Source organism: Pseudomonas sp. JC1203, assembly GCF_056175065.1.
In genome coordinates, this window is record NZ_JBWCAM010000001.1 from 153,055 (window position 1) to 180,006 (window position 26,952).

A 26,952-nucleotide genomic window follows, 5' to 3' on the forward strand; every position below is an offset into this window, starting at 1 on the left:
CGTTATCTTTCGAATCGAAACTTAAAAGCCGCCATGTCGAAACGCAACACGCCGCAGCGCCGTCACAATATCCTTGCCTTGCTCAACGAACAGGGCGAGGTGAGCGTCGACGCATTGGCCCGTCGCTTCGAGACTTCCGAGGTCACCATTCGCAAGGACCTGGCCGCCCTGGAGACCCATGGGCTGCTGCTGCGCCGTTATGGCGGGGCAGTGCCGGTGCCGCAGGAAATGATGGCCGAGAGCGTGCAGAGCGTTTCTGTCCACAAGCAGGCCATCGCCCGCGCGGCTGTGGACAAGATTCGCGAGCACGCGCGCATCATCATCGACAGCGGCAGCACTACCGCCGCCATGATTCCCGCGCTCGGGCACCAGCCCGGGCTGGTGGTGATGACCAACTCGCTGCACGTGGCCAACGCCCTCAGCGAGCTGGAGCACGAACCGGTGCTGTTGATGACCGGCGGCACCTGGGACCCGCACTCTGAATCGTTCCAGGGCCAGGTCGCCGAACAGGTGCTGCGCTCGTACGATTTCGACCAGCTGTTCATTGGTGCCGATGGCATTGACCTTGAACGTGGTACCACCACCTTCAATGAATTGCTCGGCTTGAGCCGCGTGATGGCGGACGTGGCGCGTGAAGTGATTGTGATGGTGGAGTCCGACAAGGTCGGCCGCAAGATCCCCAACCTGGAACTGCCCTGGAGCAGTGTCCATACCCTTATTACCGATGATCGCCTGCCCACCGAGGCACGCGAACAGATTCAGGCCCGCGGTATCAACCTCATCTGCGCCGCCGCAAGCTAGGAGAACAAACCATGTGTGGAATCGTTGGCGCCATCGCCGAGCGTAATATCACCGCCATCCTGCTCGAAGGCCTGAAGCGCCTGGAGTACCGTGGTTACGACAGTGCCGGCGTGGCGCTGTACACCAACACCGGTTCGCTGCAGCGTCGCCGCCGCGTGGGCAAGGTCGCCGAGCTTGAAGCCGCACTGGCCGCCGACCCGTTGGCTGGCCAGCTGGGCATTGCCCACACCCGCTGGGCCACCCATGGCGCGCCAAGCGAGCGCAATGCGCACCCGCACTTTTCCAGTGATGAGGTAGCCGTGGTGCACAACGGCATCATCGAAAACCATGAGGCGCTGCGTGACCGCCTGAAGGGCATGGGCTACGTGTTCAGCTCGGACACCGATACCGAAGTGATCGCGCACCTGTTGCACCACTACCTCAAGACCCTGCCTGACCTGAGCGACGCACTCAAGGCTACGGTCAAGGAACTGCACGGCGCCTACGGCCTGGCTGCCATCAGCCTGAAGCAGCCTGACCGCCTGCTAGCCGCCCGCAGCGGCAGCCCGCTGGTCATCGGCCTGGGCCTGGGGGAAAACTTCCTGGCCTCCGACCAACTGGCCCTGCGCCAGGTCACCGACCGCTTCATGTATCTGGAAGAGGGCGACATCGCCGAGATTACTCGCGAAACAGTGCGCATCTGGAACGCCGAAGGCCAACCAGTGCAGCGCGACACCGTGCAGTATCACGAAGGTGCCGAGGCTGCCGACAAGGGCGAGTTCCGTCACTTCATGCTCAAGGAAATCCATGAGCAGCCTAAAGTGGTGCAGCGCACCCTGGAAGGCCGCCTGGGCCAGGAGCAGGTGCTGGTACAGGCGTTCGGCCCGCAAGCCGCCGAGCTGTTCGCCAAGGTGCGCAACGTGCAGATCGTTGCATGTGGCACCAGTTACCATGCCGGCATGGTCGCGCGTTACTGGATCGAAGGCCTGGCCGGTATTCCGTGCCAGGTGGAAGTGGCCAGTGAGTTCCGCTACCGCCGCGTAGTGGTGCAACCCGACACGCTGTTCGTGTCGATCTCCCAGTCGGGTGAAACCGCCGATACCCTGGCAGCCCTGCGCAATGCCAAGGAGCTGGGTTTCCTTGGCAGCCTGGCCATTTGCAACGTGGGCATCAGCTCGCTGGTGCGCGAGTCGGACCTGACCCTGCTGACCCAGGCCGGCCCGGAAATCGGCGTGGCTTCCACCAAGGCCTTCACCACCCAGCTGGTGGCGCTGATGCTGCTGACCCTGTCCCTGGGCCAGGTGCGTGGCACCCTGGAAGCCGGTGTGGAAGCCGAGCTTGTGGAAGAACTACGTCGCCTGCCAACTCGCCTGGGTGAAGCCCTGGCCATGGATGGCACCGTGGAGAAGGTTGCCCAGCTGTTCGCCGAGAAGCACCACACCCTGTTCCTGGGCCGTGGCGCGCAATTCCCGGTGGCCATGGAAGGAGCGCTCAAGCTTAAGGAAATCTCCTACATTCACGCCGAGGCCTACCCGGCAGGCGAGTTGAAGCACGGCCCGCTGGCGCTGGTGGACAAGGACATGCCGATCGTTACCGTGGCGCCGAACAACGAACTGCTGGAGAAGCTCAAGTCCAACCTGCAGGAAGTCCGCGCCCGTGGGGGTGAGTTGATTGTCTTCGCCGATGCCCAGGCCGAGTTCCGCGACGGCCCTGGCACCCACGTGATCGCCATGCCGCACATCCTCGATGCCCTGGCGCCGATCCTCTACACCATTCCGCTGCAGCTGCTGTCGTACTACGTGGCCGTGCTGAAAGGCACCGACGTCGACCAGCCGCGCAACCTGGCGAAATCGGTAACCGTAGAGTAACCACCCCCGTAGCAGCGGCCGCCAGGCCGCGTCCAAGCCTGCGCTGACTGCAGTGCAGGTGACGCGGCCTGGCGGCCGCTGCTGCAAGGGGAGCGTGGATAGTAAGCAACGAAACAATATGTAACGTAAGAAAACCTACAAAAATCCGCAGCATGGTCTAAGACCATAGTCGTGAAGCCCATGACAGCGCCAAATTCTGGACTACCCTAATTTCAGAGAAGTCTGACTTAGGGGGGTTAAACACATGCTCGCGCAATTACCACCGGCCTTACAGAATCTTCAGCTACCGCTGCGCCTGAGACTCTGGGATGGTCATGAGTTCAACCTGGGCCCTGCGCCCAGCGTCACTATCGTGGTGAAAGACCCACAGCTGGTGACTCAGTTCACTCACCCGAGCCTTGATCTGCTGGGCACCGCCTTCGTCGAAGGCAAGCTGGAAATGGAAGGTTCGATCGGTGAGGTAATTCGGGTATGTGACGAGCTCAGCCAGGCCTTGGTGGATGACGATGACGGCAACCAGCCGATTCGCACCGTCCATGACAAGGACACTGACGCCGCTGCCATTTCCTACCACTACGACCTGTCCAACGAGTTCTACCAGCTATGGCTGGACCAGGACATGGCCTATTCCTGCGCCTATTTCCAGACCGGCACCGAAACCCTGGAGCAGGCCCAGCACGCCAAGTTCGAGCACCTGTGCCGCAAGCTGCGCCTGCAGGCCGGCGATTATCTGCTGGACGTGGGTTGTGGTTGGGGCGGGCTGGCGCGCTATGCCGCGCGTGAGTACGGTGCCCGGGTATTCGGTATCACCCTGAGCAAGGAGCAACTGAAGCTGGCGCGTGAGCGGGTCAAGGCCGAGGGCCTCGACCATCTGGTGGAGCTGCAGCTGCTCGACTACCGCGACCTTCCCCAGGACGGCCGCTTCGACAAGGTGGTCAGCGTGGGCATGTTCGAGCACGTGGGCCATGCCAACCTGCAGGTGTATTGCGAGCGTCTGTTCGGTGCCGTGCGCGAAGGTGGCCTGGTCATGAACCACGGGATTACCGCCAAGCATACCGACGGCCGGCCGGTAGGGCGCGGGGCAGGGGAGTTCATCGAGCGCTACGTGTTCCCCCATGGCGAGCTGCCGCACATGGCGATGATGTCGGCGCGTATCAGTGAAGCCGGCTTCGAGGTGGTTGACGTCGAAAGCCTGCGCCTGCATTACGCCAAGACCCTGGACTACTGGAGCAAGCGCCTGGAGGCCAATCTCGACAAGGCGGCGGCCATGGTGCCGGAGCAAGCCCTGCGCATCTGGCGCCTGTACCTGGCGGGCTGCTCCTACGCCTTCGCCCGTGGCTGGATCAACATCCATCAGATCCTGTCGGTGAAGGCCTATTCCGACGGTACCCACGGGTTGCCATGGACACGTGAGGACTTGTACCGCTAAGCCCTCGGGGGGGCGCATCACAGGATGGGAGAAATCAGCCTGGCGATGCGCATGCCCAACTTCTGCAGTTGATGCGTGTGGCGGCTGTCCTCCACGGTAATCTCCCGTGACAGGGCAAAGTCCGCCTCAAGCATTTCCGCCACCTGGCCTGCAAATACGCTGTCGACCGTCAGCAGCATAATCTCGAAATTCAGCCGGAACGAGCGGTTGTCCATGTTGGCACTGCCGATGGCGCTGATCTCGTTGTCCACCAACACCACCTTCTGATGCAGGAAGCCGGGCCCGTAGCGGAACATGCGTACTCCGGCACGTACCGCTTCGAAGGCGAACAGGCTGGAGGCGGCGTACACCACCTTGTGGTCCGGGCGTGAGGGCAGCAGGATACGTACGTCCACACCGCGCAACACTGCCAGGCGCAGGGCCGCGAACACCGCCTCGTCAGGGATGTAATAGGGGCTGGTTATCCACACCCGTTCGGTGGCCGCGTGAATGGCTTCGACGAAGAACAGCGAGCAGGTTTCCTGTGGGTCGGCGGGGCCGCTGGCCAGCACCTGGCAGAGCACGCCGCCGTCTTCGTAGGTGTCGGGCAGGATCAACGGTGGCAACTTGCGCGAAGCCCAGAACCAGTCTTCGGCAAAGGACTCCTGCAAGCAGGCCACCACTGGCCCCGTGATGCGAATGTGGGTATCGCGCCAAGGCGACAGTTTCGGGTTGCCGCCCAGGTATTCGTCACCCACGTTATGGCCACCGATGAAACCCACCACGCCATCCACCACGACGATCTTGCGGTGGTTGCGGAAGTTCACCTGGAAGCGGTTGAGCCAGCCGCTGCGGGTGGCGAACGCTCGGATCTTCACACCGCCCTTGCGCAGCACGTCGCTGTAATCGTGGGGAAGAGCGTGGCTGCCGACGCTGTCGTACAGCACGTAGATCTGCACGCCTTGCGCAGCTTTCTCCAGCAACAGCGCCTGCAAGGCGCGGCCAATCTGGTCGTCATGGATGATGAAGAACTGCACCAGCACTACTTCGCGGGCCTCGCGTATGGCGGCGAAGATGGCATCGAAGGTAGCCTTGCCATTGATCAGCAGGCCCACCTGGTTGTTGGCCAGGCATGGCATGCGGCCCAGCTTGGGCATGGCGCGTAGAGCCGCGTAGGAACTGGAGTTGCGCGCGGTCAACGCTTCCTCGACCCATGGGCGCCAGTCCAGGTCGGCAATGGCCTTGTGCATCTCGCGGTTGGCCTGGCGCCGTGCTTCGATGTAGGCATCGAAGGTGCTGCGGCCGAATACCAGATAAGGGATGAGCGTGAGATACGGCACGAAGACCAACGACAGCGCCCAGGCAATTGAACCCTGGGCCGTGCGTACGGTGAACACTGCGTGAATGGCGGCGATGACACCGAGCAAGTGGACAAGACCAAACAGGTAGCCAAAAAACCAGGGGCTGTGATAATCCATGCGCAGCGTTGCTCCCGAATGCGTTGTGCTTAACAGACCACGTTCAGCCCGGGTTGTCTCGAAATAATTCAGCATGCAACGCAATCGGCAAACCAGCATCCAAGTATCATCATCCAGCCAAGACTGGCCCACCCCAGGAGTTATCCATGAAGATTCGTTTGCCGGCTGTGGCTTTGGCCCTGTGTCTGTCGGCGCCCCTCGTGCAGGCGCAAATGCTTCAACCGGGCTTGTGGGAGCTGACCACCAGCAACATGCAGGTGGACGGCAGCGCTTTGCCTGACCTCAACGTGATGCTGGGGCAGATGCAGATGCTGGCGCCGGAACAGAAAGCCATGGTCGAGCAGGCCATGGCCAAGCAGGGCATCAGTGTCGGTGGCAAGGGCATTCGTAGCTGCCTGACCCAGGCGCAGGTGCAGTCCGACAACATCCCCTTGCAAGACCCGCAGTCGGGCTGCACCCAGCAGATCACTGCCCGCCACGGCAACGTCTGGGATTTCCGCTTCAGCTGCCCCAAAGCTCAGGGCAGTGGCCAGGCCACATTCCTCAGCCAGCGTGAATTCCTGACCAAGGTAAGCGGTACCTTCAATGCCACCGGTACCCAGCAAAAAGGCAGTATGGAAACCCGCGCTGTGTGGTTGGGCAACGACTGCGGCACCGTGCGCCCACGCCCATGAACACGTAGCAGCTGCCGAAGGCTGCGTCCCCAATCTGTCACCCAACTTGGAGGCACTCAGGACGCGGCCTTTCGGCCGCTGCTACAGGGTTCCACGTGGAACACTCAGATGTAGAAAATTTCATGATCTACCCCGCATGCCCGGTTTAGAGTCGCCAGCATGCGGACCCTGTGCCTGCGCTATTTCATCTTTGGCGACATTCCGCATGTTATATTATAACGATGCGAAAATTGTAACTTCCTTTGATGAAGATCCGCCATGCATAGACGCCAACTGCTCACCTTCATCCTGGCCAGCACCACGCTGGCACTGCCATTTGGCGCCTCCGCGGCGCTGGTGCGCGACGCGCGCTTGTGGCGCAGCAACGACAAGCTGCGCGTAGTGTTCGACCTGAGCGGTCCGGTGCAATTCAAGACGTTCACCCTGCAGGCCCCTGACCGGCTGATCGTCGATGTGGCAGGCGCCCAACTCAGCGGCGACCTGGCGCACCTGAACCTCGCCGGCACCAGCGTGCGGGCTATTCGCTCTGGCCCGTTCGGCCACGGCGACACGCGCATCGTCTTTGACCTCAACGCGCCCATGCAGGCCAACGCGTTCCTGCTTGGCCCGCAGCAGGGGCAGGGCCACCGCCTGGTGCTGGACCTGATCCAGGGCAACCATGTTGCCACGCCGGCGGTGCTGGCCAGCGCACCAGTGCCTGAGCCAGAGCCGGTCGAGCCGCCGAAAGCGGTGGCCAGCCGTGGCCCCCACCCCAAGCGTGACATCGTGGTGGTGGTCGACCCCGGTCACGGTGGCAAGGACCCGGGCGCCATTGGCGGCAAGGGCGAGCGCGAGAAGGACGTGGTGCTGTCCATCGCCCAGCTGCTGGCGCGCCGCCTCAAGCGCGAAAACGGTTACACCGTGCACTTGGTGCGCAACGACGACTTCTATGTGCCGCTGCGCAAGCGCGTCGATTTTGCCCGCCAGCGCAATGCCGACATGTTCATCTCGGTGCATGCCGATGCGGCGCCGCGTCTCACCGCCTCCGGCGCCTCGGTGTTCGCGCTTTCCGAGAACGGGGCTACCTCGGCCACTGCCCGAATGATGGCCGACCGTGAAAACGGTGCCGACCTGATCGGTGCTGCCAGCCTGCTGAACCTGAAGGACAAGGACCCGATGCTGGCCAACGTGATCATCGACATGTCGATGAACGCCACCATCGCCGCCAGCCTGCAGCTGGGCCACACGGTGCTGGGCAGCCTGGCCGACATCACCACCCTGCACCAGAACCGCGTAGAGCAGGCTGGCTTCGCGGTGTTGAAATCGCCAGATGTGCCGTCCATCCTGGTTGAGACCGGCTTCATCTCCAACGCCAGCGATGCGCAGCGCCTGGTTACCGCGCGCCATCAGCAGGCCGTGGCCGACCGCTTGTTCGCCGGCATCAACACCTACTTCCAGAAAAACCCGCCAAGCGACTCGTTCGTGGCCTGGGCGCAAGAGCAGAAGGCCCAGCGCACCGTCTGAGAAGACAATCGGTATTGGCTATCCTGCAACGTTATAATATAACATTGCAGGATAGCCTGGCAGTTCATTCCACAAGACCAGGTGCCCCTGAGGAATCGAACCATGCCCCATCGTCTTCCCGTCACCGTGCTGTCAGGCTTCCTGGGCGCGGGCAAGAGCACCTTGCTCAACCACGTGCTGCGCAACCGCGACAACCTGCGCGTGGCGGTCATCGTCAACGACATGAGCGAAATCAACATCGACGGCACCGAGGTGCAACGTGATGTGAGCCTCAACCGCGCCGAAGAAAAACTGGTGGAGATGAGCAACGGGTGTATCTGCTGCACCTTGCGCGAAGACCTGCTGGAAGAAGTGGCCCGGCTGGCCGACGAAGGCCGCTTCGATTACCTGCTGATCGAGTCCACCGGCATTTCCGAGCCGTTGCCCGTGGCCGAGACCTTCACCTTCCGCGATGAACAGGGCCGCAGCCTGGCGGACCTGGCACGCCTGGATACCATGGTGACGGTGGTGGACGGGGTGAATTTCCTGCGCGACTACGAAGCTGCCGAAAGCCTGGCCAGCCGCGGCGAGACCTTGGGTGAAGAAGACGAGCGGGCCATCACCGACCTGCTGATCGAGCAGGTGGAGTTCGCCGACGTCATCCTCATCAGCAAGATCGACCTCATCAGCAGCGCCGACAGGGACGAGCTGATGGCAATCCTCCAGCGCCTCAACGCCCAGGCGCAAATCCTGCCCATGGTGATGGGCCAGGTGCCGTTGGGCCGTATCCTCGATACCGGCTTGTTCGACTTCGACCGTGCCAGCCAGGCGCCAGGCTGGCTGAAGGAGTTGCGCGGCGAGCACGTGCCGGAAAGCGATGAATACGGCATCAGCTCGGGTGCCTACCGCGCGCGCCGGCCGTTCCACCCGCAGCGCTTTTATGACTGGCTCAACAGCCCGTGGCAGAACGGCAAACTGCTGCGTTCAAAAGGCTTCTTCTGGCTGGCCAGCAAACCCCAGGAAGCTGGCAGCTGGTCGCAGGCTGGCGGCCTGGTGCGCCATGGCTTTGCCGGGCGCTGGTGGCGTTTCGTGCCCAAGGCGCATTGGCCTCAGGATGCCGAGAGCACGGCGTCGATCATGGCCCATTGGCAGGCTGACAGCGGCGATTGCCGCCAGGAACTGGTGTTCATCGGCCAGGGCGTGGACTTCGCCCGCCTGAATGCCGAGCTGGACCAATGCCTGCTCAGCGAAGAGGAAATGGCCATGGGCGCAGGCGGGTGGGAACAGCTGCCCGACCCGTTCGGCCCCTGGCACGAAGACGCAGCCTGATCAGGGCTTGAGCCAGGTGCCCTGGCTCTTCTGTTCGCAGAACGGCTCCAGGTAGGCAGCGTCGCTGGCCACGCCGTAATAGTGGATATCCTGGCGATAGGGCATATTGTCCACATGGGCATTGCTGCACACACCAAACGCGCCCGCCGGGCACTGGTCGACAAACTGTACCTCGACCTTCTGCCCGGGCAGGTTCGGCTCGCAGAAACCATCGTGAAACATCTTTTCCGGTATGTTGCGGTTCTGCTGGCATACCTTCACGTCGAGCCGCTCGGCATGGCTGTGCACCACGCAGGCCTGGGCCCAGACCTGACTGCTGGCGAGGCTCAGCACCAGCACACCCCAAAGACGCATCCACCTACCTCCATTCAAGAAAACCAATGATGCTTGAGAACATACCCACTCACGTCATCGCCGGGCCTTTGGGCGCCGGCAAGACCAGCCTGATCCGCCAGTTGATGGCACAGCGCCCAGCAGGGGAGCGCTGGGCGGTACTGATCAATGAGTTCGGCGAGGTCGGCCTGGATGCCGCGTTGTTGAGCACTGCTGACGATGGTATCGCACTGGGGGAGGTGGCGGGTGGCTGCCTGTGCTGCGTCAACGGCGCGCCCTTCCAGGTGGGCCTTGCGCGCTTGCTGCGCAAGGCAAAGCCGCATCGGCTGTTCATCGAACCATCTGGCTTGGGCCATCCCTTGCAACTGCTGGCGCAGCTGAAGGAGGCGCCATGGCGTGGGGTGCTGGCCGTGCAACCACCGGTCATGGTGCTGGACGGTCAAGCGTTGGCCTGTGGACAACTTTTACCGGACGCGCAGCAGCAGGCGTTGAGCAGCATGGGGCTGGTGGTGGTGAATAAATCCGCTGACCTGCCTGTGGAAAAAATATTGTGGATAAAATCGCAAGTTATTGATATTCCAATATATTTTACAGAGGCTGGATTCCTGCCTATTAGCGAATTGAGAACAGTTGAAGCGGTTCCTGGGGTTGTGGATAAGCTTCCGAAACCAGCTTCTGAGCCCGTATTTCTGTGGATAGATCCCCATGTCCCATTACGGGCTGTGCATAACGCTGAAGGAGGGTGGAGCGTAGGCTGGCGCTGGCACCCTGACCGGGTCTTCGATGTGGAAAAGCTGGATGTGTGGTTATCCACAGCGCGGTGGCGCCGGGCGAAAGGGGTTGTCCACAGCGCCGGCGGATGGCTGTCATTCAACGCTGTGGATAAAATTGCGCCGGGGTGGCGAGCCAGTGAGTGGCGCAAGGATACGCGCGTGGAATTGATCTTCGATCATGCGCAGGATGAGCAGGCCCTGGAGCAGGGCCTGCGGGAATGCCTGGTGGGATGATTATCCACAGGGGGATGAGTGGTGGCTCAAGGCCGCCAGCGCTTGTGCTCCTGCCGCCACTGGTCCATCTCGATGACCTCGGCCGTAGGCTGGGTCTTGATCTCGAATGGGTAGGGTGCCAGCTCGATCTGCACCGCGTGGCCGCCGAACTGGGTGATGGTACCGGGGTGGCGCTGCTCCCCGGTCACGGTGAATTCAAAGTTATACACACGGGCAAAACGGCGACGGCCGTTGGCATCGCGCACGAACCCGAAGCGCTTGAAGGCCACGTTCTCGTCGAGCAATTCCAGGTCCAGCTTGGCACAGTGCTGCTTGACCCGTTCCAGCGCCCGCTCGCGCAGGCCGTGGTTATGCCATAGCCAGGCAGCGCCTGCGCCCAGCACCATCAGCACAAACAGATTTCCGAGGGTAAACATCGAGGAATGCTCCAACTAGGTGTGCCCAGCTTAACTGCGACTTCGGTCTGTCGTACAGACGGTATTTGGCGCCATACTGCGCCCCTCGAAAATCAGATACCGCTGCGGGATATTTGCATGAAACGTACTCCACACCTGCTCGCCATTCAGTCGCACGTGGTGTTTGGCCATGCCGGTAACGGCGCCGCGGTGTTCCCCATGCAACGGGTGGGGGTCAACGTATGGCCATTGAACACCGTGCAGTTCTCCAACCACACTCAGTATGGCCAGTGGGCCGGAGAAGTGTTGGCCCCAGCGCAAATTCCGGCGCTGGTGGAAGGGATTGCGACGATTGGTGAGCTGGGCAACTGCGACGCCGTGCTCAGCGGCTACCTGGGTAGCGCGGCCCAGGGCCGGGCAATCCTGGAAGTGGTGCGCAAGGTCAAGGCCGCCAACCCCAACGCCTTGTACCTGTGCGATCCGGTCATGGGCCACCCGGAGAAGGGCTGCATCGTGCCGGCCGAGGTCAGCGACTTCCTGCTCGACGAAGCGGTGGCGGTGGCGGACCTGGTGTGCCCGAACCAGCTTGAGCTGAACACCTTCTGTGGCCGGCTGGCGCAGTCGCTGGAAGATTGCGTGGGCATGGCCCGGGCGCTGCTTGCGCGTGGCCCCAAGGCCGTGGTGGTCAAGCACCTGGCCTACCCCGGCAAGGCCGCCGAGGACTTCGAAATGCTGCTGGTCACTGCCGAAGGCAGCTGGCACCTGCGCCGGCCGCTGCTGGCCTTCCCGCGCCAGCCGGTAGGCGTGGGCGACCTGACGTCAGGCTTGTTCCTGGCGCGCCTGCTGCTGGGCGACAGCAAGGTGGCGGCGTTCGAGTTTGCCGCTGCGGCCGTGCACGAAGTGCTGCTGGAAACCCAGGCCTGTGCCAGTTACGAACTTGAACTGGTGCGGGCCCAGGATCGCATCGTGCACCCGCGGCTGCGCTTCGAGGCGCAGCGCCTGGCGTTTTAAAGCCCGTCGTCCTTGATGTCCTGGTAGCGCTTTTCCAGTTCCTGGCGGATCTGGCGGCGCTGCTGGGCCTGCACGAAGCGGCGTTTCTCCTCGCTGGTCTGCGGCTCCAGGCGCGGCACCTGGGCAGGCTTGCGCTGGTCGTCGACGGCCACCATGGTGAAGAAGCAGCTGTTGGTGTGCCGAACGGAACGTTCACGGATGTTCTCGGTGACCACCTTGATGCCCACTTCCATGGAGGTGTTGCCGGTGTAGTTCACCGACGCCAGGAAGGTCACCAGCTCGCCGACGTGAATCGGCTCGCGGAAAATCACCTGGTCCACCGACAGGGTCACCACGTAACGGCCGGCATAGCGGCTGGCGCAGGCGTAGGCGACTTCGTCGAGGTACTTGAGCAAGGTGCCGCCGTGCACATTGCCTGAAAAGTTGGCCATGTCCGGGGTCATCAGAACAGTCATCGACAACTGGGCGTTTCCGGGTTCCATAGTGCGCTCACGGTAATGTTGCTGTAGTTAAGGGGCGCCACCTATGTTGGTGCTTACCCGCTGGGCGAAAAATCCCACTCTTCCGGGACGTAGTTTGCCGGCTGGACGTCACAGCGCGCGCGGCCCTGGCGGTGCCAGGCCAACGGATCTGTTTCCACTTGTTGCACCGGCATTTCCGCAGGTTTCACGATGTTAACCTCAGGCTTGAGATGTTACACCGTGAAAAGGAGCCGGGCCCATGCATGCCATCAGTTTCATCCAGGATCTGGCCGTGATCATGCTGATTGCAGGGGTGGTCACGGTGATTTTCCATCGGCTGCGGCAGCCCGTGGTGCTGGGGTACATCGTCGCCGGCTTCGTCATTGGCCCGCACACACCACCATTCGGCTTGATCCACGACGAAGACACCATCAAGACCTTGGCAGAGCTGGGGGTCATCTTCCTGATGTTCTGCCTGGGGCTGGAATTCAGCCTGCGCAAGCTGTTCAAGGTGGGGGCCACGGCGTTCATCGCCGCGTTCCTGGAAATCGTGCTGATGATCTGGATCGGCTACGAGATTGGCCGCTGGTTCGGCTGGAGCACCATGGACTCGCTGTTCCTGGGTGCCATCCTGGCGATCTCCTCGACCACCATCATCGTCAAGGCGCTGAACGACCTGAAAATGAAGAACCAGCGCTTCGCCCAGCTGATCTTCGGCGTGCTGATCGTTGAGGACATCCTGGGTATCGGCATCATTGCGCTGCTCTCGGGCATTGCCGTCAGCGGCACGGTCAGCTCCGGCGAAGTGTTTTCCACCGTCGGCAAGCTGTCGCTGTTCATGATCGTGGCGCTGGTGGTGGGCATTCTGCTGGTGCCCAGGCTGCTGGCCTACGTGGCGAAGTTCGAGAGCAACGAGATGCTGCTGGTGACCGTGCTGGGGCTGTGTTTCGGCTTCTGCCTGCTGGTGGTGAAGCTTGAGTACAGCATGGTGCTGGGGGCCTTCCTGATCGGGGCGATCATGGCCGAGTCGCGCCAGCTGCTGAAGATCGAACGGCTGATCGAGCCGATCCGCGACATGTTCAGTGCCATTTTCTTCGTCGCCATCGGGTTGATGATCGACCCGGCTATCCTGGTGCAATACGCCTGGCCCATCGCGGTCATCACCATCGCCGTAGTGCTGGGCAAGATGATTTCCTGCGGGCTGGGCGCGTTTCTGGCCGGCAACGACGGCCGAACTTCGCTGCGGGTGGGCATGGGGCTGTCACAGATTGGCGAGTTCTCGTTCATTATCGCCGCCCTGGGCATGACCTTGCAGGTGACCAGCGATTTCCTCTACCCGGTGGCCGTGGCGGTTTCAGCGCTCACCACCTTGTCCACGCCCTACCTGATTCGCGCCGCCGACCCGCTGTCGGAAAAACTCGCCGGCTGGGTACCGGTACGTGTAGCGCGCGTGTTCGGACTGTACGGCGAATGGCTGCGCAGCATTCAGCCGCAGGGGCAGGGGGCGCTGCTGGCGACGCTGATCAGGCGGATTCTGTTGCAGGTGGGTGTGAACCTGGCGCTGGTGATGGGCATATTTTTCAGTGCGGCGTACTTCGCCGAGCCTATCTCCGGGTACCTCGGGCGTTGGGTGAACGAGGTGCGCTGGCACAACGCATTGATCTGGGGCGCGGCGTTGCTGCTGTCGCTGGCGTTCCTGATTGCCGCTTATCGCAAGCTCAAGGCACTGTCGATGCTGCTGGCGGAAATGGGGGTAAAACCGGAGATGGCCGGGCGGCACACCGAGCGGGTGCGGCGAGTGGTGGCCGAGGTCATCCCGTTGGTGTCATTGCTGGTGATTTTCCTGCTGCTGGCGGCGCTGTCGGCCAGCATCCTGCCCACCAGCGAGCTGCTGGTAGTGGTGGGGCTGGTGGCCGCGGCGGTGGCGGCGGTGCTGTGGCGCTGGTTCATCAGGGTGCACACGCGCATGCAGGTGGCGTTGCTGGATACCCTGGGTAATAACGCCGAGCCTCATTGACTTGTAGGAGCCGGCATTGGCCGCGATGGCGCCTGGCTGAAGACCGAGGTGCCAGTAATCGCGACCAAGGTCGGCTCCTACACAAGCGGCATCAGCTTTCCAGCCAGACGTCCCGCGCCCAGTGCCATACCGATTCCCAGCTTTCCTCGGTGACGATCTCTTCTTCGCCGGACCACAGCACCACGGTGCCATCTTCTTCGACGCAGTAGTAGTCTTCACCGTCCTGGCAGATCGGGATCAGCTCGCGCGGCACACCAATGTCCCAGGCGTTGGCTGCCACTTCCGGCAGGTAGGTGTGCGACTGTGGGTCAGTCACGGTCACGGGCTCGAGGCTGCCGTAGACCACGTCGCTGACGGTCAGCAGGAACTCCTTGAAGACGAACGGGATGTTGATGAACAGTTGTTCCTCAACCTCGACCAGTTGGTCCTCATCGGGCAACTCGAGTGGAACGGGTACCGGTTCATTGGCTTCCCGGAGTTGTTCGATCACTTCTTCCACGGTGTATTTCCTCTCAACGAATTGCGCGGTGCGGTTTATACATTAGCTGGATATTTTCGCAATGTTAAAAATGAAAAACCCCGGCCTGGGCCGGGGTTCTGGCGTGCAATACCTGCGGATCAGCCGTTCTGGCGAATCCCGGCAATCAGCCAAGGCTGGTTGTCGCCCTGCGGACGCTCCATGTTCCAGCTTTCGCTGAACACTTCGCCCTGGTCAAAGCGCGAAGTCTTGGACACGCCGCTGAAGGTCAGGGTGGCGATGGTCTTGTCGGCGCGATCGTCCACACCGTCGAGCTGCACTTGCAGGTTGTCGATGATGGTGGACTGGAAGCCGTCGCCCAGGCTGGCACGTTCCTGACGCAGGAACTGCAGCATTTGCGGGGTGACGAACTCGCCGATCTTGTCCATCTCGTTGGCGTCCCAGTGCTGCTGCAGCGCTTCGAAGTGGCTGCGGGCGGCGTTCAGGAAGCTCTGTTCGTTGAACCAGGCCGGGGCGTTGATGACCGGGCGAACCGGTTGGCCACCCGAGCTGCCGAAGATCGGCTGCGCAGGTTGTTCGAAGGCTTCACGCTGGAACGGCGCGCCAGCTGGAGCCAGGTGCTCCTGCTGCTTGCGTCGACGGGCGGCGATGAAGCGGAAGATCACGAAGGCAATGACTGCCATGATCAGGATGTCGAAGATCTGCATGCCCTGGAAGCCGCCGCCCATGAACATGGAGGCCAGCAGGCCACCGGCGGCGATGCCGGCCAGTGGGCCAAGCCATTTCGAGGCGCCACCGGCAGCAGGGGCTGCACGACCGGCCATGCCTGCTGCGCCAGCACCAGCACCAGCACCGGCAGCACCGGAAGGAGAAGGGGTGACCGACTGGTGCGTCGGCGCGTTGCCGAACGACTTGCCGCCGCCAAAGCGCTTGGCGTGGGCGTCGATACTCATCGTCAGGCCGATGCACAGCGCCAGGGCGATGCTGAGAAAACGTTGCATAAGGGAATTCCCGTTGTGGATTGCACTGCAGCCATGTTGCACAGATGGGCAGGCCATGGCCAGTGACATAGTGTTTCGAGCTTTTACAGGGGGAAACAATCACGCGTGATGTGGGGTGCCCGCTGACGCGGCCTGCGGCCGCTGCTACAAAGACCGTAGCAGGGGGCGCTGGCCGCGTCAGGCCGGGCGCCCCCCCCGGCGGGCTTGGCGTAGCCCAACATCAGCCACTTGCTGCCTTCGGCGAAGTTGACCTGCACGCGGGCCTGCGCGCCCGAGCCTTCGAAGTTGAGGATCACGCCTTCGCCGAACACCGAGTGTGCCACGCGCTGGCCCAGGGTGAACTCGGTCTGCGGGATGGCCGCGCCGCCGAACAGGCTGCTGGAGTTCTGCTTCTGGCCCGAGCTGAACGGGCGGCTGACACTGTTGGACAGCCGCACTTCCTGAATCAGCCCACCGGGAATTTCGCGGACGAACCGCGATACCTTGTTGTAGGTCTCGCTGCCGTACAGGCGGCGGGTCTCGGCGTAGGTCATCACCAGTTGCTGCATGGCACGGGTGATGCCCACGTAGGCCAGGCGCCGCTCCTCTTCAAGGCGGCCGGGCTCTTCCAGGCTCATCTTGTGCGGGAACAGGCCCTCTTCCATGCCCACCAGGAACACGTGGGGGAATTCCAGGCCCTTGGCACTGTGTAGCGTCATCAACTGCACGCTGTCTTCGTGCTCGTCGGCCTGGGTGTCGCCGGCTTCCAGCGACGCGTGGCCGAGGAAGGCTGCCAGCGGGGTCAACTCTTCGTCTTCGGGGGCGGTCTCGAAGTTGCGCGCGGCGCTGACCAGTTCCTCAAGGTTTTCTACCCGTGCCTGGCCCTTTTCACCTTTTTCTTCCTGGTGATAGGTGATCAGCCCCGACTGCTCGATGACCGTCTGGGTCATCAGGTGCAGGGGCATTTCCATGACCTTGGCGGCGAGGTTCTCGATCAGCTCCATGAAAGCGCCCAAGGCGTTGCCGGCGCGGCCGGTCAGGCCCTTGTTGGCCACCAGCTGGCGCATGGATTCCCACATGGAAATCTCGGAATGGCGGGCGTGGTCGCGGATGGCCTCGACGGTCTTCTCACCGATGCCGCGTGGCGGCACGTTGATGATGCGCTCCAGCGCGGAGTCGTTGCCACGGCCTTCCAGCACGCGCAGGTAAGCCATGGCGTTCTTGATTTCGGCACGCTCGAAGAAGCGCTGGCCGCCGTAGATGCGGTACGGGATGCGCTCGCGCAGCAAGGCCTCTTCCAGCACCCGCGATTGGGCGTTGGAGCGGTACAGGATGGCGATATCGCTGCGCGACATGCCGGTCTTGATCGCCGCTTCAATGGTTTCCACCACGTAGCGCGCTTCGTCGTGTTCGTTGAAGGCTGCGTACAGGCTCAGCGGTTCGCCGTCGCCGCCGTCGGTCCACAGCTCCTTGCCCAGGCGGCCGGTGTTGTTGGCGATCAGGGCGTTGGCAGCCTTGAGGATGCCGGCGGTGGAGCGGTAGTTCTGCTCCAGGCGGATGGTTTCCACATCGGGGAAGTCCGCGGAGTACTGGTGAATGTTCTCGATTTTCGCGCCGCGCCAGCCATAAATGGACTGGTCGTCGTCGCCCACCACCATCAGGCTGTCGCCGCCTTGCGCCAACAGGCGCAACCAGGCGTACTGCACGGCGTTGGTGTCCTGGAATTCGTCCACCAGCAGGTGGCGGAAGCGGCGCTGGTAGTGTTGCAGCAGGCCGGGGTTGTCGCGCCACAGGTCCAGGGCGCGCAACAGCAGTTCAGAGAAGTCGATGACACCGGCGCGGGCGCAGGCAGCCTCGTAGGCCTCGTAGATCGACTTCATGGTGGCCAGGAACAGGTCGCCGCTGGCCTGGATGTGTTGCGGGCGCAGGCCCTCGTCCTTCTGGCCGTTGATGAACCATTGCGCCTGGCGGGCCGGCCAGCGTTGTTCGTCCAGGCCCAGCTCGCGGATCACCCGCTTCACCAGCCGTTGCTGGTCATCGCTGTCGAGGATCTGGAAGTTCTGGTTCAGGTTCGCTTCCTGCCAGTGGGCCCGCAGCAGGCGGTGCGCCAGGCCGTGGAAGGTGCCCACCCACATACCGGCCGGGTTGATACCCATCAGCTGCTCGATACGCTGGCGCATCTCGGCTGCGGCCTTGTTGGTGAAGGTCACCGACAGGATGGAGTGGGGGGACGCCTGTTCGACCTGGATCAACCAGGCGATACGGTGCACCAGCACTCGGGTTTTACCGGAACCAGCACCGGCCAGGACCAACTGACGGCCAACCGAGGCCGCTACGGCCTGCCGTTGGGCATCGTTGAGGGAATTCAGCAGAAGGGAGAGGTCATCGCGCATCCGGCCATTTTAGGGTGCTGGACAAGATTGGAGCAAACCCGGCGTTCGAGCGGTCGATAAATAACCTCTTCCATCTATGTGCGCAGGGGCTGTGGCAGGGCACCGGGCTTGTGTATGCTCCGTGCACGTTCAGGCTCAGCACATTAATAAGAATACTGCCTATGACACTTGCTTCAGGTCCTGCTTCCACGGAGGGGCAACGGGATATACGCCGCAAATACGCCGCCCAACTGGCGGTAGAGCGCACGCGCCTGCTGTACCAGGGCTCCTTGCTGCCCACCTTGCTGATGCTCGCCAACGGCCTGGTTTGCGCCTGGCTGCTGTGGGAGCCCCGGCACTACGTGCTGGTAAGCGTGTGGCTGGTGTGGCTGACCGCGCTGGTGGCCATGCGCGTCATCCAGGTGGCCGCCTTCGATTCGGCCATACCCGACCGTCAGTCGCACCCGGTGTGGGTGCGCATGTTCCTGTTCGGCTCGTTCGTCAGCGGCCTGACCCTGGCCGGCGCCGCCATTCTGCTGGTGCCCACCGATAGCTTCGTCCAGCAGGCCTGGGTGTTCGGGTTGCTGGGCGCGGCCACGTTGTCGGCCAGCGTAGCCTATGCGGTGAGCCTGCCGGCATTCCTCAGTTTTGCCTTGCCCTGCCTGTTGCCGCCCATCGGCTGCCTGTTCCTGATTGGCAGCGGCGCGCAGCACGGCTGGGGTTGGCTGGGGCTGATCCTGCTGGGGGCCTTGGTGGTAGTGGCCTGGCAGGTAAACCGCCTGATCGAGCGCGGGTTGATCCGCCGGTTCCAGAACCAGGACCTGATTGAAAACCTGCAGCATGCCCAGGCCGCCAGTGCGCGGTTGAACCAGGAACTGGCCCGCGAGGTGGAGCAGCGGCGCCGTGCCGAAGGCGAGTTGCGCGAGGCCCAGACGGGGCTGGAAACCCGGGTGGCCCAGCGCAGCCACGAGCTCGACCTGGCCAACCAGGCACTGAGCAAGAGCGAGGCACGCCTGGCGCTGGCGCTGGAAGCCAGCGAGCTGGGCTTGTGGGACTGGGACCTGCAGTCCGACGAGGTGCACCATACCCATGTGCAGCAGCTGTTCGGCCTGGACCCCGAATATGTCACCGCCATGCTCCGCCACCTCAAGCCACGGCTGCACCCCGAGGACCTGCCACACCTCAAGCGGACGCTTGTGGAACACATGAAGGGGCGCACCGAGGATTACCGCATCGAATACCGCGTGCGCCACAGCGACGGTCGCTGGCGCTGGATAGAAGACCGCGGCCGTGCCGTGGAGCGCGGCGACACCGGCAAGGTGCTGCGCATGCTCGGCACCCGCCGCGACATCAGCGTCAGCAAGGCCCATGAAGATCAGCAGCGGCTGTCGGCGATGGTCTTCGAGGCGGCCAGCGAGGGCATCATCATTCTCGACAGCGACTACGCAGTGCTGTCGGTCAACGAGGCCTTCATCAAGGTCACCGGTTACTCGCGCGAAGAAGTGCTGGGGCGCAATGTGGTGGAGTTGCCATGCAGCCGCGACGCGCGCCGCCATCACCGGCAGATCGACGAAGCCCTGCAGCAGGCCGGGCAGTGGCAGGGCGAGCTGGTGGAGGCGCGCAAGAGCGGCGAGCTGTACCCGCAGTGGCTGCAATTGAGCGTGGTACGCGATCATCGCGGCAATATCAGCAATGTCATCGCGTTCTGCGCCGATCTTTCCGCCAGGCGCGAGTCCGAGGAACGCATGCGTTTCCTTACCCATTACGATGAATTGACCGGCCTGGCCAACCGCGCGTTGTTCCGCGAGCGCCTGCAGGAAGCCAACCAGCGCGTGCGCCAGGGCGGCCGCAGCCTGGCGCTGCTGCACATCAACCTGGACCGCTTCAAACTGCTCAACGAAACCCTGGGGCATGAAACTGCCGACCAGTTGCTCAAGCAGATGGCCCGGCGCATCAGCAGCGCCCTGCCGGAAGCCGACACCATTGCGCGGTTGTCGGGCGACGAATTTGCGGTGCTGTTCGACGCCTACGCCAACCTGTCCAGCCTGGCGCGGGTCACCAGCCGGCTGTTGGCCAAGCTGCGCGTGCCGCAGATGATCGAAAACCAGGAATTGGTGGTCAGCGCGTCCATCGGCATCAGCCTGCTCCCCGACAACGCCCGCGATGTGTCGGCGCTGGTGGGCCAGGCGATCATGGCCATGCAGCACGCCAAGCACCTGGGCGGCAACAATTTCCAGTTCTATACCGAGAGCCTGCAGGCCAGCACCCTGGAGCGCCTGCAACTGGAGCAACAACTGCGCAAGGCCATCGACGAGCAGCAGCTGGAGGTCTACTACCAACCCAAGCTGTGCCTGGCCACCGGCCGCCTCAACGGCGCCGAAGCTCTGGTGCGCTGGCGCCACCCGGCCATGGGCATGATCCCACCAGGGGAGTTCATCGGCTTGGCCGAGGAGACCGGGTTGATTGTGCCGATCGGCGAGTGGGTGCTGCGCCAGGCCTGCTGGCAGGCCTGTGAATGGCAGCGCCAGGGCCTGCCGCCGATACGCGTGTCGGTGAACCTGTCGGTGCACCAGTTGCGCCAGGGCAAGCTGGTCAGCCTGGTGCGCCAGGTGCTCAGCGATACCGGCCTTGAGCCGCAATTCCTGGAGCTGGAGCTTACTGAAAGCCAGCTGCTGGACAGCGTCGAGCACATCATCGCCACCTTCCATCAGTTGCAGGCGTTGGGGATAAAACTTGCCATCGACGACTTCGGAACCGGCTACTCTTCCCTGAGCTACCTCAAGCGCTTCCCGGTGGACTACGTGAAGATCGACCAGGCGTTTATTCGCGGCCTGGCAGAAGGTAGTGAAGATGCGGCCATTACTCGCGCCATCATTGCCATGGCCCACAGCCTGCAGTTGAAAGTGGTGGCTGAAGGTGTTGAAACGCACGCGCAACTTTCGTTTTTGAACGCGCATGGGTGTGACGAAATTCAGGGTTACCTCATCAGCAAACCCGTTGAAGCCCAGGCTTTTGGCGGGTTGTTGGGCGAGGACCCGGATTACCGCGGGCAGCTTGGCCAGGTTCATTCGCGAACTTGACTATCGTTTAGCTGGGCGTGTCGCAGGTCATGTAGTATAACTACAAGAAAGCTACATCGGTCTTCCGATCCTGAACGAGTCTCTTCCATTGAACCTGTTGCAACACATCGCCCAGTCTCGCCACCTGTTACGCAAGTCGGAGCTCAAAGTCGCCGACCACGTGCTGCTCGACCCCGCGGCCGTGATGCACAGCTCCATGGCGGACCTTGCCCATAACGTTGGCATCAGCGAGCCGACCATCGTGCGCTTCTGCCGCGCGATTGGCTGCTCGGGCTTCCAGGACCTCAAGCTCAAGCTGGCGCAGAGCCTGGCCGCTGGCGCCAGCTTCGGCCAGTTCGCCATTCACGAAGACGACTCGGTAGCCGACTACAGCCTGAAGATCTTCGACACCACCCTGCACACCCTGATGGAGGTGCGCGAGCACCTCGACCCGCAGGCCTTGCAGCGCGCGGTGACCGCCATGGCCCAGGCCCAGCGCGTCGAGTTCTACGGCTTTGGCGCGTCCGGCGCGGTAGCGGCTGATGCCCAGCACAAATTCTTCCGCCTGCTGCTGACCGCAGCGGCTTATTCCGACCCGCACATGCAGGCCATGTCGGCCGTCACCCTGAAACCGGGTGACGTGGCCATCTGCATTTCGCAGTCGGGGCGCTCCAAGGACCTGCTGATCACCGCCAACCTGGTGCGTGAAAGCGGCGCCACGCTGATCACCCTGTGCCCCAGCCAGACACCATTGGCCGAGCTGTCCACGGTGAACCTGGCCATCGACGTGCACGAAGACACCGAAATCTACACGCCGCTGACCTCGCGCATTGCCCACCTGGTGGTAATCGACGTGCTGGCCATGGGCGTTGCCATGGCGCGCGGCCCGAGCCTGGTCAACCACCTGAAAAGCGTGAAGCGCAGCTTGCGCAGCCTGCGCCTGTCGCCCAAGTCGGTAAAAGCCCTCGACGACTGAAATATTCCGTAGCCGCAACTGTCTTGTGGGAGCTGGCTTGCCAGCGAGTTTTTATGGCCCCAACAGCTCGCTGGCAAGCCAGCTCCCACAGGATGTAGACCGGCTATTGCGCGGCGCCTGTGACGCGGCCTGTGGCCGCTGCTACGGGTGCGATTTAACCGAACCGTCATCCCTGCGCCCACAAATCGTAACCGCCAAAGCCCAGTCTGAAGTCCCCGCACTCGAACTGGGAGAGACGCAATGGCTCGTTACTTCGATGGCTCGCAGGACCAAGGCACCAGCAAAACCAAGCGCCAGCAGGAAGACCAGCGCCGCATGGAATTTCGCCGCGCAATCGAAAGCTACTCCGAGCAGCGCCGCCTGCTGCAGGAAATTTCCGATTTCCCCGATCTCGATTCTTTCAACTACTGGCAGGCAGCGGCGGCAAGCGGCCAGAAAAACGTTCAGCCAGGGCGCTGATCTGCGCGCGCTCCATGCGAATGAACGCCTGGAACGCCAAGGCCACCGGCGATAGCCGCTTGGCCTTGGCCTGCACGATGCACCAACTGCGATAAAGCGGCAGTTCTTCGACCGGTAGTTCCTTGAGCACCCCCGTGGCCAACTCCATGTTCAATGCATGGCGGGTCAACAGGGCCAGGCCAAGCCCGGCGATGACGCTTTCGCGCTGGGCGTCGGCGTTCGCCACCTCGATGGTCTGGGTGAAGTGCACGCGCTTTTCCTTGAAATACTCTTCGCAGGCCTTGCGTGTGCCCGAGCCTTGCTCGCGCATCAGCAGCGTGTGCGGCTCCAGGTCCTGCAGGCGCAGGCGTTCCAGCTTGCACAGCGGGTGATCCGGCGGCGCCACGGCGACGATAGGGTTGTTCAGGAACGGCATGAACTCCAGCCCCATGTCCTGGGGCACCATCGACATGATGATCAGGTCGTCGCGGTTATCCGACAGGCGACGGATGGCCTGTGCACGGTTGCACACGGTGAGGCTAAGGTTGACCTCAGGGTGTTGGCGCTTGAACGCGGCGAACAGGTGCGGCACGAAGTACTTGGCGCTGGATTCCACTGCCAGTTTCAGCTGGCCCTGCAGCGAGCCCTGCATGTCCGACAGCTGCATGTCGAAGCTTTCCAGGCGCCCGAAGATGTCGCGGCTGGCGCGTTGCAGTGCTTCAGCTGCCTCGGTCAAATAGAGTTTCTTGCCCACATATTCGAACAATGGTTGGCCAACCAGCTCTTCCAGCTGGCGAATTTGCAGGCTGACGGCGGGTTGGGTCAGCGACATTTCCTCTGCGGCGCGGCTGTAAGACCGTAGGTCGCAGACTTCGTTGAAGATCTGAAGTTGCCGTAATGTCATACGCATCAATGACTTACGCATGATGTAGTCCTCGTTGCCGCGCCATGGTCGCCTGACTATAAGGCTTCCTTTATGGCTGACCTAACAAATATTGATTTTTGTTAATTGTTACACGGCGCTACTGTGAAGGTGCGACTGGCCGAGCGGGCCGGGTCATGCGCCGACCGGTTTTGCCGGTCTGTTAGTCAACGGTCGAGGAACATCCAAGTGATAAAAAAGATCCTGATCGCCAACCGTGGTGAAATTGCCGTACGAATCGTGCGTGCCTGCGCCGAGATGGGCATTCGCTCCGTCGCGATCTATTCCGACGCCGATCGCCACGCCCTGCACGTGAAACGTGCCGACGAGGCCCACAGCATTGGCGCCGAGCCGCTGGCCGGTTACCTGAACCCGCGCAAGCTGGTGAACCTGGCGGTGGAGACCGGCTGCGATGCCCTGCACCCCGGTTACGGTTTCCTGTCGGAAAACGCCGAGCTGGCAGACATCTGCGCCGAACGCGGCATCAAATTCATCGGCCCTTCGGCCGAGGTCATCCGCCGCATGGGTGACAAGACCGAAGCCCGCCGCAGCATGATCAAGGCCGGCGTGCCGGTAACCCCGGGCACCGAGGGCAACGTTGCCGACATCGAGGAAGCGCTGGCCGAAGGCGACCGCATCGGCTACCCGGTGATGCTCAAGGCAACTTCCGGCGGTGGCGGCCGCGGCATTCGCCGCTGCAACAGCCGTGAAGAACTGGAACAGAACTTCCCCCGCGTTATTTCCGAAGCCACCAAGGCGTTCGGGTCGGCGGAAGTGTTCCTGGAAAAGTGCATCGTCAATCCCAAGCACATCGAGGCGCAGATCCTGGGTGACAGCTTCGGCAACGTGGTGCACCTGTTCGAGCGTGACTGCTCGATCCAGCGCCGCAACCAGAAGCTCATCGAGATCGCCCCCAGCCCGCAGCTCACCCCCGAGCAGCGCGCCTACATCGGCGACCTGGCCGTGCGCGCCGCCAAGGCCGTGGGCTACGAGAACGCCGGCACCGTGGAGTTCCTGCTCGCCGAGGGCGAGGTGTACTTCATGGAAATGAACACCCGGGTGCAGGTGGAACACACCATCACCGAGGAAATCACCGGCATCGACATCGTTCGCGAGCAAATTCGCGTGGCGTCCGGCCTGCCGCTGTCGGTGAAACAGGAAGACATTCACCACCGTGGTTTCGCGTTGCAGTTCCGCATCAACGCCGAAGACCCGAAGAACAACTTCCTGCCCAGCTTCGGCAAGATCACCCGTTACTACGCCCCCGGTGGCCCCGGCGTGCGGACCGACACAGCGATCTACACCGGCTACACCATCCCGCCGTTCTACGACTCGATGTGCCTGAAACTGGTGGTGTGGGCACTGACCTGGGAAGAAGCCATGGACCGCGGCCTGCGGGCCCTGGACGACATGCGCGTGCAGGGGGTGAAGACCACCGCTGCGTACTACCAGGAAATCCTTCGCAACCCCGAATTCCGTAGCGGCCAGTTCAACACCAGCTTCGTCGAAGCCCACCCTGAACTGACCAACTACTCGATCAAGCGCAAACCCGAAGAGCTGGCCCTGGCCATCGCCGCCGCCATCGCCGCCCACGCAGGCCTGTGAGGAACCCCATAATGTCCAAGAAAATCTTCGTTACCGACACAATCCTGCGCGACGCCCACCAGTCCCTGCTGGCGACCCGCATGCGCACCGAAGACATGCTGCCCATCTGCGACAAGCTCGATAAAGTCGGCTACTGGTCGCTGGAAGTCTGGGGCGGCGCCACCTTCGACGCCTGCGTGCGTTTCCTCAAGGAAGACCCGTGGGAGCGCCTGCGCAAACTGCGCGCCGCCTTGCCCAACACCCGTCTGCAAATGCTGCTGCGCGGCCAGAACCTGCTGGGCTACCGCCATTACAGCGACGACGTGGTGCGTGCATTCGTGGCCAAGGCTGCGGTCAACGGCATCGACGTGTTCCGCATCTTCGACGCCATGAACGATGTGCGTAACCTGCGCGTCGCCATCGAAGCGGTGAAGGCTGCCGGCAAGCACGCCCAAGGCACCATCGCCTACACCACCAGCCCGGTGCACACCATCGATGCGTTCGTGGCCCAGGCCAGGAAGATGGAAGCCATGGGCTGCGACTCCATCGCCATCAAGGACATGGCTGGCCTGCTGACCCCGTACGCCACCGGCGAACTGGTGCGCGCGCTGAAGGCCGAACAGTCGCTGCCGGTGTTCATCCACTCCCACGACACCGCCGGCCTGGCCGCCATGTGCCAGCTGAAAGCAGTGGAGAACGGCGCCGACCACATCGACACCGCCATCTCCAGCTTCGCCTGGGGCACCAGCCACCCGGGTACCGAATCCATGGTCGCGGCCCTCAAAGGCAGCGAGTTCGACACCGGCCTGAGCCTGGAGCTGTTGCAGGAAATCGGCCTGTACTTCTACGCCGTGCGTAAGAAATATCACCAGTTCGAGAGCGAATTCACCGCAGTCGACACCCGGGTGCAGGTCAACCAGGTGCCGGGCGGGATGATTTCCAACCTGGCCAACCAGCTCAAGGAGCAGGGCGCCCTCAACCGCATGAACGAAGTGCTGGCCGAGATTCCGCGCGTCCGTGAAGACCTCGGCTTCCCACCACTGGTGACGCCGACCTCGCAGATCGTCGGCACCCAGGCGTTCTTCAACGTGCTGGCCGGCGAGCGCTACAAGACCATCACCAACGAGGTGAAACTTTACCTGCAGGGTGGCTACGGCCAGGCCCCTGGCCAGGTCAACGAGAAGCTGCGCCGCCAGGCCATCGGCAGCGAAGAAGTGATCGACGTGCGCCCGGCCGACTTGCTCAAGCCGGAGATGGTGCGCCTGCGTGGCGAGATCGGCACGTTGGCCACTTCCGAAGAAGACGTGCTGACCTATGCGATGTTCCCGGACATTGGCCGCAAGTTCCTCGAAGAACGCGCCGCCGGCAAGCTGACACCTGAGGTGCTGCTGCCGATTCCAGAGCCTGGCAAAGCCCCGTCCGCCGGTGGCGAGGGTGTGCCCACCGAATTCGTCATCGACGTGCACGGCGAAACCTACCGCGTCGATATCACCGGCGTGGGCGTGAAGGCTGAAGGCAAGCGCCACTTCTACCTGTCCATCGACGGCATGCCGGAAGAAGTGGTGTTCGAACCGCTCAACGAATTCGTCGGCAGCGGCATTGGCAAGCGCAAGCAGGCCAGCGAGCCGGGCCACGTCAGCACCACCATGCCGGGCAACATCGTCGATGTGCTGGTGAAGGAGGACGACACCGTCAAGGCGGGCCAGGCGCTGTTGATCACCGAGGCCATGAAAATGGAGACCGAGGTGCAGGCGCCTGTCGCTGGCAAGGTAACGGCCATTCACATCGCCAAGGGCGACCGGGTGAACCCGGGCGAGATTTTGATCGAGATCGTTGGCTGATCAACGTTTAACCTCTGGGAGGCTTCGGCCTCCCTTTTTTTGCCCGCGCATTTTGGCGC

21 protein-coding genes and 1 pseudogene are annotated in these 26,952 nt (G+C 62.6%); 14 read left to right on the plus strand and 8 right to left on the minus strand.

The window, feature by feature from the left end; all coding sequences use genetic code 11:
• The first annotated feature begins 33 nt into the window (after positions 1–33).
• The 3 genes from AC0SZ7_RS00760 (at position 34) to cfaB (ending at position 4,077) form a co-directional block, all read left to right on the plus strand.
• Entirely contained in the window at positions 34–801 is a 768-nt protein-coding gene (locus tag AC0SZ7_RS00760) for a DeoR/GlpR family DNA-binding transcription regulator (RefSeq protein ID WP_475502539.1), read from the plus strand.
• 11 nt (positions 802–812) lie between these two features.
• Positions 813–2,648, plus strand: coding sequence for a glutamine--fructose-6-phosphate transaminase (isomerizing) (gene glmS, locus AC0SZ7_RS00765; RefSeq protein WP_475502540.1), 1,836 nt, complete (start codon positions 813–815; stop codon positions 2,646–2,648).
• Positions 2,649–2,892: 244 nt separating this feature from the next.
• Entirely contained in the window at positions 2,893–4,077 is a 1,185-nt protein-coding gene (gene cfaB, locus AC0SZ7_RS00770) for a C17 cyclopropane fatty acid synthase CfaB (RefSeq protein WP_475502541.1), read from the plus strand.
• Positions 4,078–4,094: 17 nt separating this feature from the next.
• Here cfaB and cls read toward each other — a convergent pair whose 3' ends face one another.
• Complete coding sequence (gene cls / locus AC0SZ7_RS00775; RefSeq protein ID WP_475502542.1) at positions 4,095–5,534, minus strand: cardiolipin synthase; 1,440 nt, start codon at positions 5,532–5,534, stop codon at positions 4,095–4,097.
• Positions 5,535–5,680: 146 nt separating this feature from the next.
• Here cls and AC0SZ7_RS00780 point away from each other — a divergent pair, with 146 nt between their 5' ends.
• The 3 genes from AC0SZ7_RS00780 to zigA all read left to right on the plus strand — a co-directional run bounded on the left by AC0SZ7_RS00780 (position 5,681) and on the right by zigA (position 9,019).
• On the plus strand, positions 5,681–6,208 hold the full coding sequence (locus tag AC0SZ7_RS00780; RefSeq protein WP_475502543.1) for a DUF3617 domain-containing protein: 528 nt from the start codon (positions 5,681–5,683) through the stop codon (positions 6,206–6,208).
• Between the two features lie 258 nt (positions 6,209–6,466).
• Positions 6,467–7,711, plus strand: coding sequence for an N-acetylmuramoyl-L-alanine amidase (locus tag AC0SZ7_RS00785; protein ID WP_475502544.1), 1,245 nt, complete (start codon positions 6,467–6,469; stop codon positions 7,709–7,711).
• Between the two features lie 102 nt (positions 7,712–7,813).
• The gene (zigA, locus tag AC0SZ7_RS00790; RefSeq protein ID WP_475502545.1) at positions 7,814–9,019 is read left to right on the plus strand and encodes a zinc metallochaperone GTPase ZigA; all 1,206 of its coding nucleotides are present in this window, start codon (positions 7,814–7,816) and stop codon (positions 9,017–9,019) included.
• Here the strand turns inward: zigA and AC0SZ7_RS00795 are convergent, their stop codons facing one another.
• Positions 9,020–9,373, minus strand: coding sequence for an NADH:ubiquinone oxidoreductase (locus AC0SZ7_RS00795; protein WP_475502546.1), 354 nt, complete (start codon positions 9,371–9,373; stop codon positions 9,020–9,022).
• Positions 9,374–9,402: 29 nt separating this feature from the next.
• Between AC0SZ7_RS00795 and AC0SZ7_RS00800 the strand changes: the two genes are divergently transcribed.
• Positions 9,403–10,359: a CobW family GTP-binding protein gene (locus AC0SZ7_RS00800; protein WP_475502964.1), complete on the plus strand. Its 957-nt coding sequence runs from the start codon at positions 9,403–9,405 to the stop codon at positions 10,357–10,359.
• Between the two features lie 26 nt (positions 10,360–10,385).
• Here the strand turns inward: AC0SZ7_RS00800 and AC0SZ7_RS00805 are convergent, their stop codons facing one another.
• Positions 10,386–10,775 (minus strand): DUF3301 domain-containing protein, encoded by a 390-nt coding sequence (locus AC0SZ7_RS00805; RefSeq protein WP_416421630.1) that lies wholly within the window; start codon positions 10,773–10,775, stop codon positions 10,386–10,388.
• 117 nt (positions 10,776–10,892) lie between these two features.
• On the opposite strand from AC0SZ7_RS00805, the gene pdxY reads away from it, so the two are divergent.
• Positions 10,893–11,765, plus strand: a complete 873-nt coding sequence (pdxY, locus tag AC0SZ7_RS00810; RefSeq protein WP_475502547.1) for a pyridoxal kinase PdxY — start codon at positions 10,893–10,895, stop codon at positions 11,763–11,765.
• Here the strand turns inward: pdxY and AC0SZ7_RS00815 are convergent.
• A complete protein-coding gene (locus tag AC0SZ7_RS00815; protein WP_416421628.1) occupies positions 11,762–12,247 on the minus strand; it encodes an acyl-CoA thioesterase in 486 nt (161 codons plus the stop codon). The genes pdxY and AC0SZ7_RS00815 overlap by 4 nt on opposite strands.
• 238 nt (positions 12,248–12,485) lie before the next feature.
• Here AC0SZ7_RS00815 and AC0SZ7_RS00820 point away from each other — a divergent pair, with 238 nt between their 5' ends.
• Positions 12,486–14,243, plus strand: a complete 1,758-nt coding sequence (locus tag AC0SZ7_RS00820) for a cation:proton antiporter (RefSeq protein WP_475502548.1) — start codon at positions 12,486–12,488, stop codon at positions 14,241–14,243.
• Positions 14,244–14,334: 91 nt separating this feature from the next.
• On the opposite strand, the gene AC0SZ7_RS00825 is transcribed toward AC0SZ7_RS00820, so the two are convergent.
• The 3 genes and pseudogenes from AC0SZ7_RS00825 to uvrD all read right to left on the minus strand — a co-directional run.
• Positions 14,335–14,742, minus strand: coding sequence for an SMI1/KNR4 family protein (locus tag AC0SZ7_RS00825; RefSeq protein ID WP_475502549.1), 408 nt, complete (start codon positions 14,740–14,742; stop codon positions 14,335–14,337).
• A gap of 119 nt (positions 14,743–14,861) precedes the next feature.
• Complete coding sequence (locus AC0SZ7_RS00830; RefSeq protein ID WP_475502550.1) at positions 14,862–15,722, minus strand: Tim44 domain-containing protein; 861 nt, start codon at positions 15,720–15,722, stop codon at positions 14,862–14,864.
• 203 nt (positions 15,723–15,925) lie between these two features.
• Positions 15,926–18,094: pseudogene (uvrD, locus tag AC0SZ7_RS00835) on the minus strand (DNA helicase II); the annotation flags it as partial.
• 161 nt (positions 18,095–18,255) lie between these two features.
• Between uvrD and AC0SZ7_RS00840 the strand changes: the two are divergent.
• The 3 genes from AC0SZ7_RS00840 (at position 18,256) to AC0SZ7_RS00850 (ending at position 22,567) form a co-directional block, all read left to right on the plus strand.
• Entirely contained in the window at positions 18,256–21,153 is a 2,898-nt protein-coding gene (locus tag AC0SZ7_RS00840; protein WP_475502551.1) for an EAL domain-containing protein, read from the plus strand.
• An 88-nt stretch (positions 21,154–21,241) separates the two neighbouring features.
• Positions 21,242–22,108 (plus strand): transcriptional regulator HexR, encoded by an 867-nt coding sequence (gene hexR, locus AC0SZ7_RS00845; RefSeq protein WP_416421622.1) that lies wholly within the window; start codon positions 21,242–21,244, stop codon positions 22,106–22,108.
• A 240-nt stretch (positions 22,109–22,348) separates the two neighbouring features.
• Positions 22,349–22,567 carry a PA3496 family putative envelope integrity protein gene (locus AC0SZ7_RS00850; protein ID WP_475502552.1) on the plus strand — a complete coding sequence of 73 codons (219 nt, stop codon included), beginning with the start codon at positions 22,349–22,351 and terminating at the stop codon, positions 22,565–22,567.
• Here the strand turns inward: AC0SZ7_RS00850 and AC0SZ7_RS00855 are convergent.
• Positions 22,509–23,471, minus strand: a complete 963-nt coding sequence (locus tag AC0SZ7_RS00855; protein ID WP_475502553.1) for a LysR family transcriptional regulator — start codon at positions 23,469–23,471, stop codon at positions 22,509–22,511. The genes AC0SZ7_RS00850 and AC0SZ7_RS00855 overlap by 59 nt on opposite strands.
• 186 nt (positions 23,472–23,657) lie before the next feature.
• Here AC0SZ7_RS00855 and AC0SZ7_RS00860 point away from each other — a divergent pair, with 186 nt between their 5' ends.
• Positions 23,658–25,073 carry an acetyl-CoA carboxylase biotin carboxylase subunit gene (locus AC0SZ7_RS00860; protein ID WP_473004937.1) on the plus strand — a complete coding sequence of 472 codons (1,416 nt, stop codon included), beginning with the start codon at positions 23,658–23,660 and terminating at the stop codon, positions 25,071–25,073.
• An 11-nt stretch (positions 25,074–25,084) separates the two neighbouring features.
• Positions 25,085–26,893, plus strand: a complete 1,809-nt coding sequence (gene oadA / locus AC0SZ7_RS00865) for a sodium-extruding oxaloacetate decarboxylase subunit alpha (protein ID WP_475502554.1) — start codon at positions 25,085–25,087, stop codon at positions 26,891–26,893.
• The last annotated feature ends 59 nt before the right edge of the window (positions 26,894–26,952 follow it).

Bases quoted from the DNA above. Each gene is read 5' to 3' on its own strand.
- pdxY (WP_475502547.1), top strand. From the start codon at position 10,893: ATGAAACGTACTCCACACCTGCTCGCCATTCAGTCGCACGTGGTGTTT.
- AC0SZ7_RS00785 (WP_475502544.1), top strand. From the start codon at position 6,467: ATGCATAGACGCCAACTGCTCACCTTCATCCTGGCCAGCACCACGCTG.
- AC0SZ7_RS00830 (WP_475502550.1), bottom strand. From the start codon at position 15,722: ATGCAACGTTTTCTCAGCATCGCCCTGGCGCTGTGCATCGGCCTGACG.
- AC0SZ7_RS00855 (WP_475502553.1), bottom strand. From the start codon at position 23,471: ATGCGTAAGTCATTGATGCGTATGACATTACGGCAACTTCAGATCTTC.
- AC0SZ7_RS00815 (WP_416421628.1), bottom strand. From the start codon at position 12,247: ATGGAACCCGGAAACGCCCAGTTGTCGATGACTGTTCTGATGACCCCG.
- AC0SZ7_RS00780 (WP_475502543.1), top strand. From the start codon at position 5,681: ATGAAGATTCGTTTGCCGGCTGTGGCTTTGGCCCTGTGTCTGTCGGCG.
- cls (WP_475502542.1), bottom strand. From the start codon at position 5,534: ATGGATTATCACAGCCCCTGGTTTTTTGGCTACCTGTTTGGTCTTGTC.
- cfaB (WP_475502541.1), top strand. From the start codon at position 2,893: ATGCTCGCGCAATTACCACCGGCCTTACAGAATCTTCAGCTACCGCTG.
- AC0SZ7_RS00820 (WP_475502548.1), top strand. From the start codon at position 12,486: ATGCATGCCATCAGTTTCATCCAGGATCTGGCCGTGATCATGCTGATT.
- AC0SZ7_RS00800 (WP_475502964.1), top strand. From the start codon at position 9,403: ATGCTTGAGAACATACCCACTCACGTCATCGCCGGGCCTTTGGGCGCC.
- AC0SZ7_RS00805 (WP_416421630.1), bottom strand. From the start codon at position 10,775: ATGTTTACCCTCGGAAATCTGTTTGTGCTGATGGTGCTGGGCGCAGGC.
- oadA (WP_475502554.1), top strand. From the start codon at position 25,085: ATGTCCAAGAAAATCTTCGTTACCGACACAATCCTGCGCGACGCCCAC.
- AC0SZ7_RS00840 (WP_475502551.1), top strand. From the start codon at position 18,256: ATGACACTTGCTTCAGGTCCTGCTTCCACGGAGGGGCAACGGGATATA.
- AC0SZ7_RS00760 (WP_475502539.1), top strand. From the start codon at position 34: ATGTCGAAACGCAACACGCCGCAGCGCCGTCACAATATCCTTGCCTTG.
- AC0SZ7_RS00795 (WP_475502546.1), bottom strand. From the start codon at position 9,373: ATGCGTCTTTGGGGTGTGCTGGTGCTGAGCCTCGCCAGCAGTCAGGTC.
- AC0SZ7_RS00850 (WP_475502552.1), top strand. From the start codon at position 22,349: ATGGCTCGTTACTTCGATGGCTCGCAGGACCAAGGCACCAGCAAAACC.
- glmS (WP_475502540.1), top strand. From the start codon at position 813: ATGTGTGGAATCGTTGGCGCCATCGCCGAGCGTAATATCACCGCCATC.
- zigA (WP_475502545.1), top strand. From the start codon at position 7,814: ATGCCCCATCGTCTTCCCGTCACCGTGCTGTCAGGCTTCCTGGGCGCG.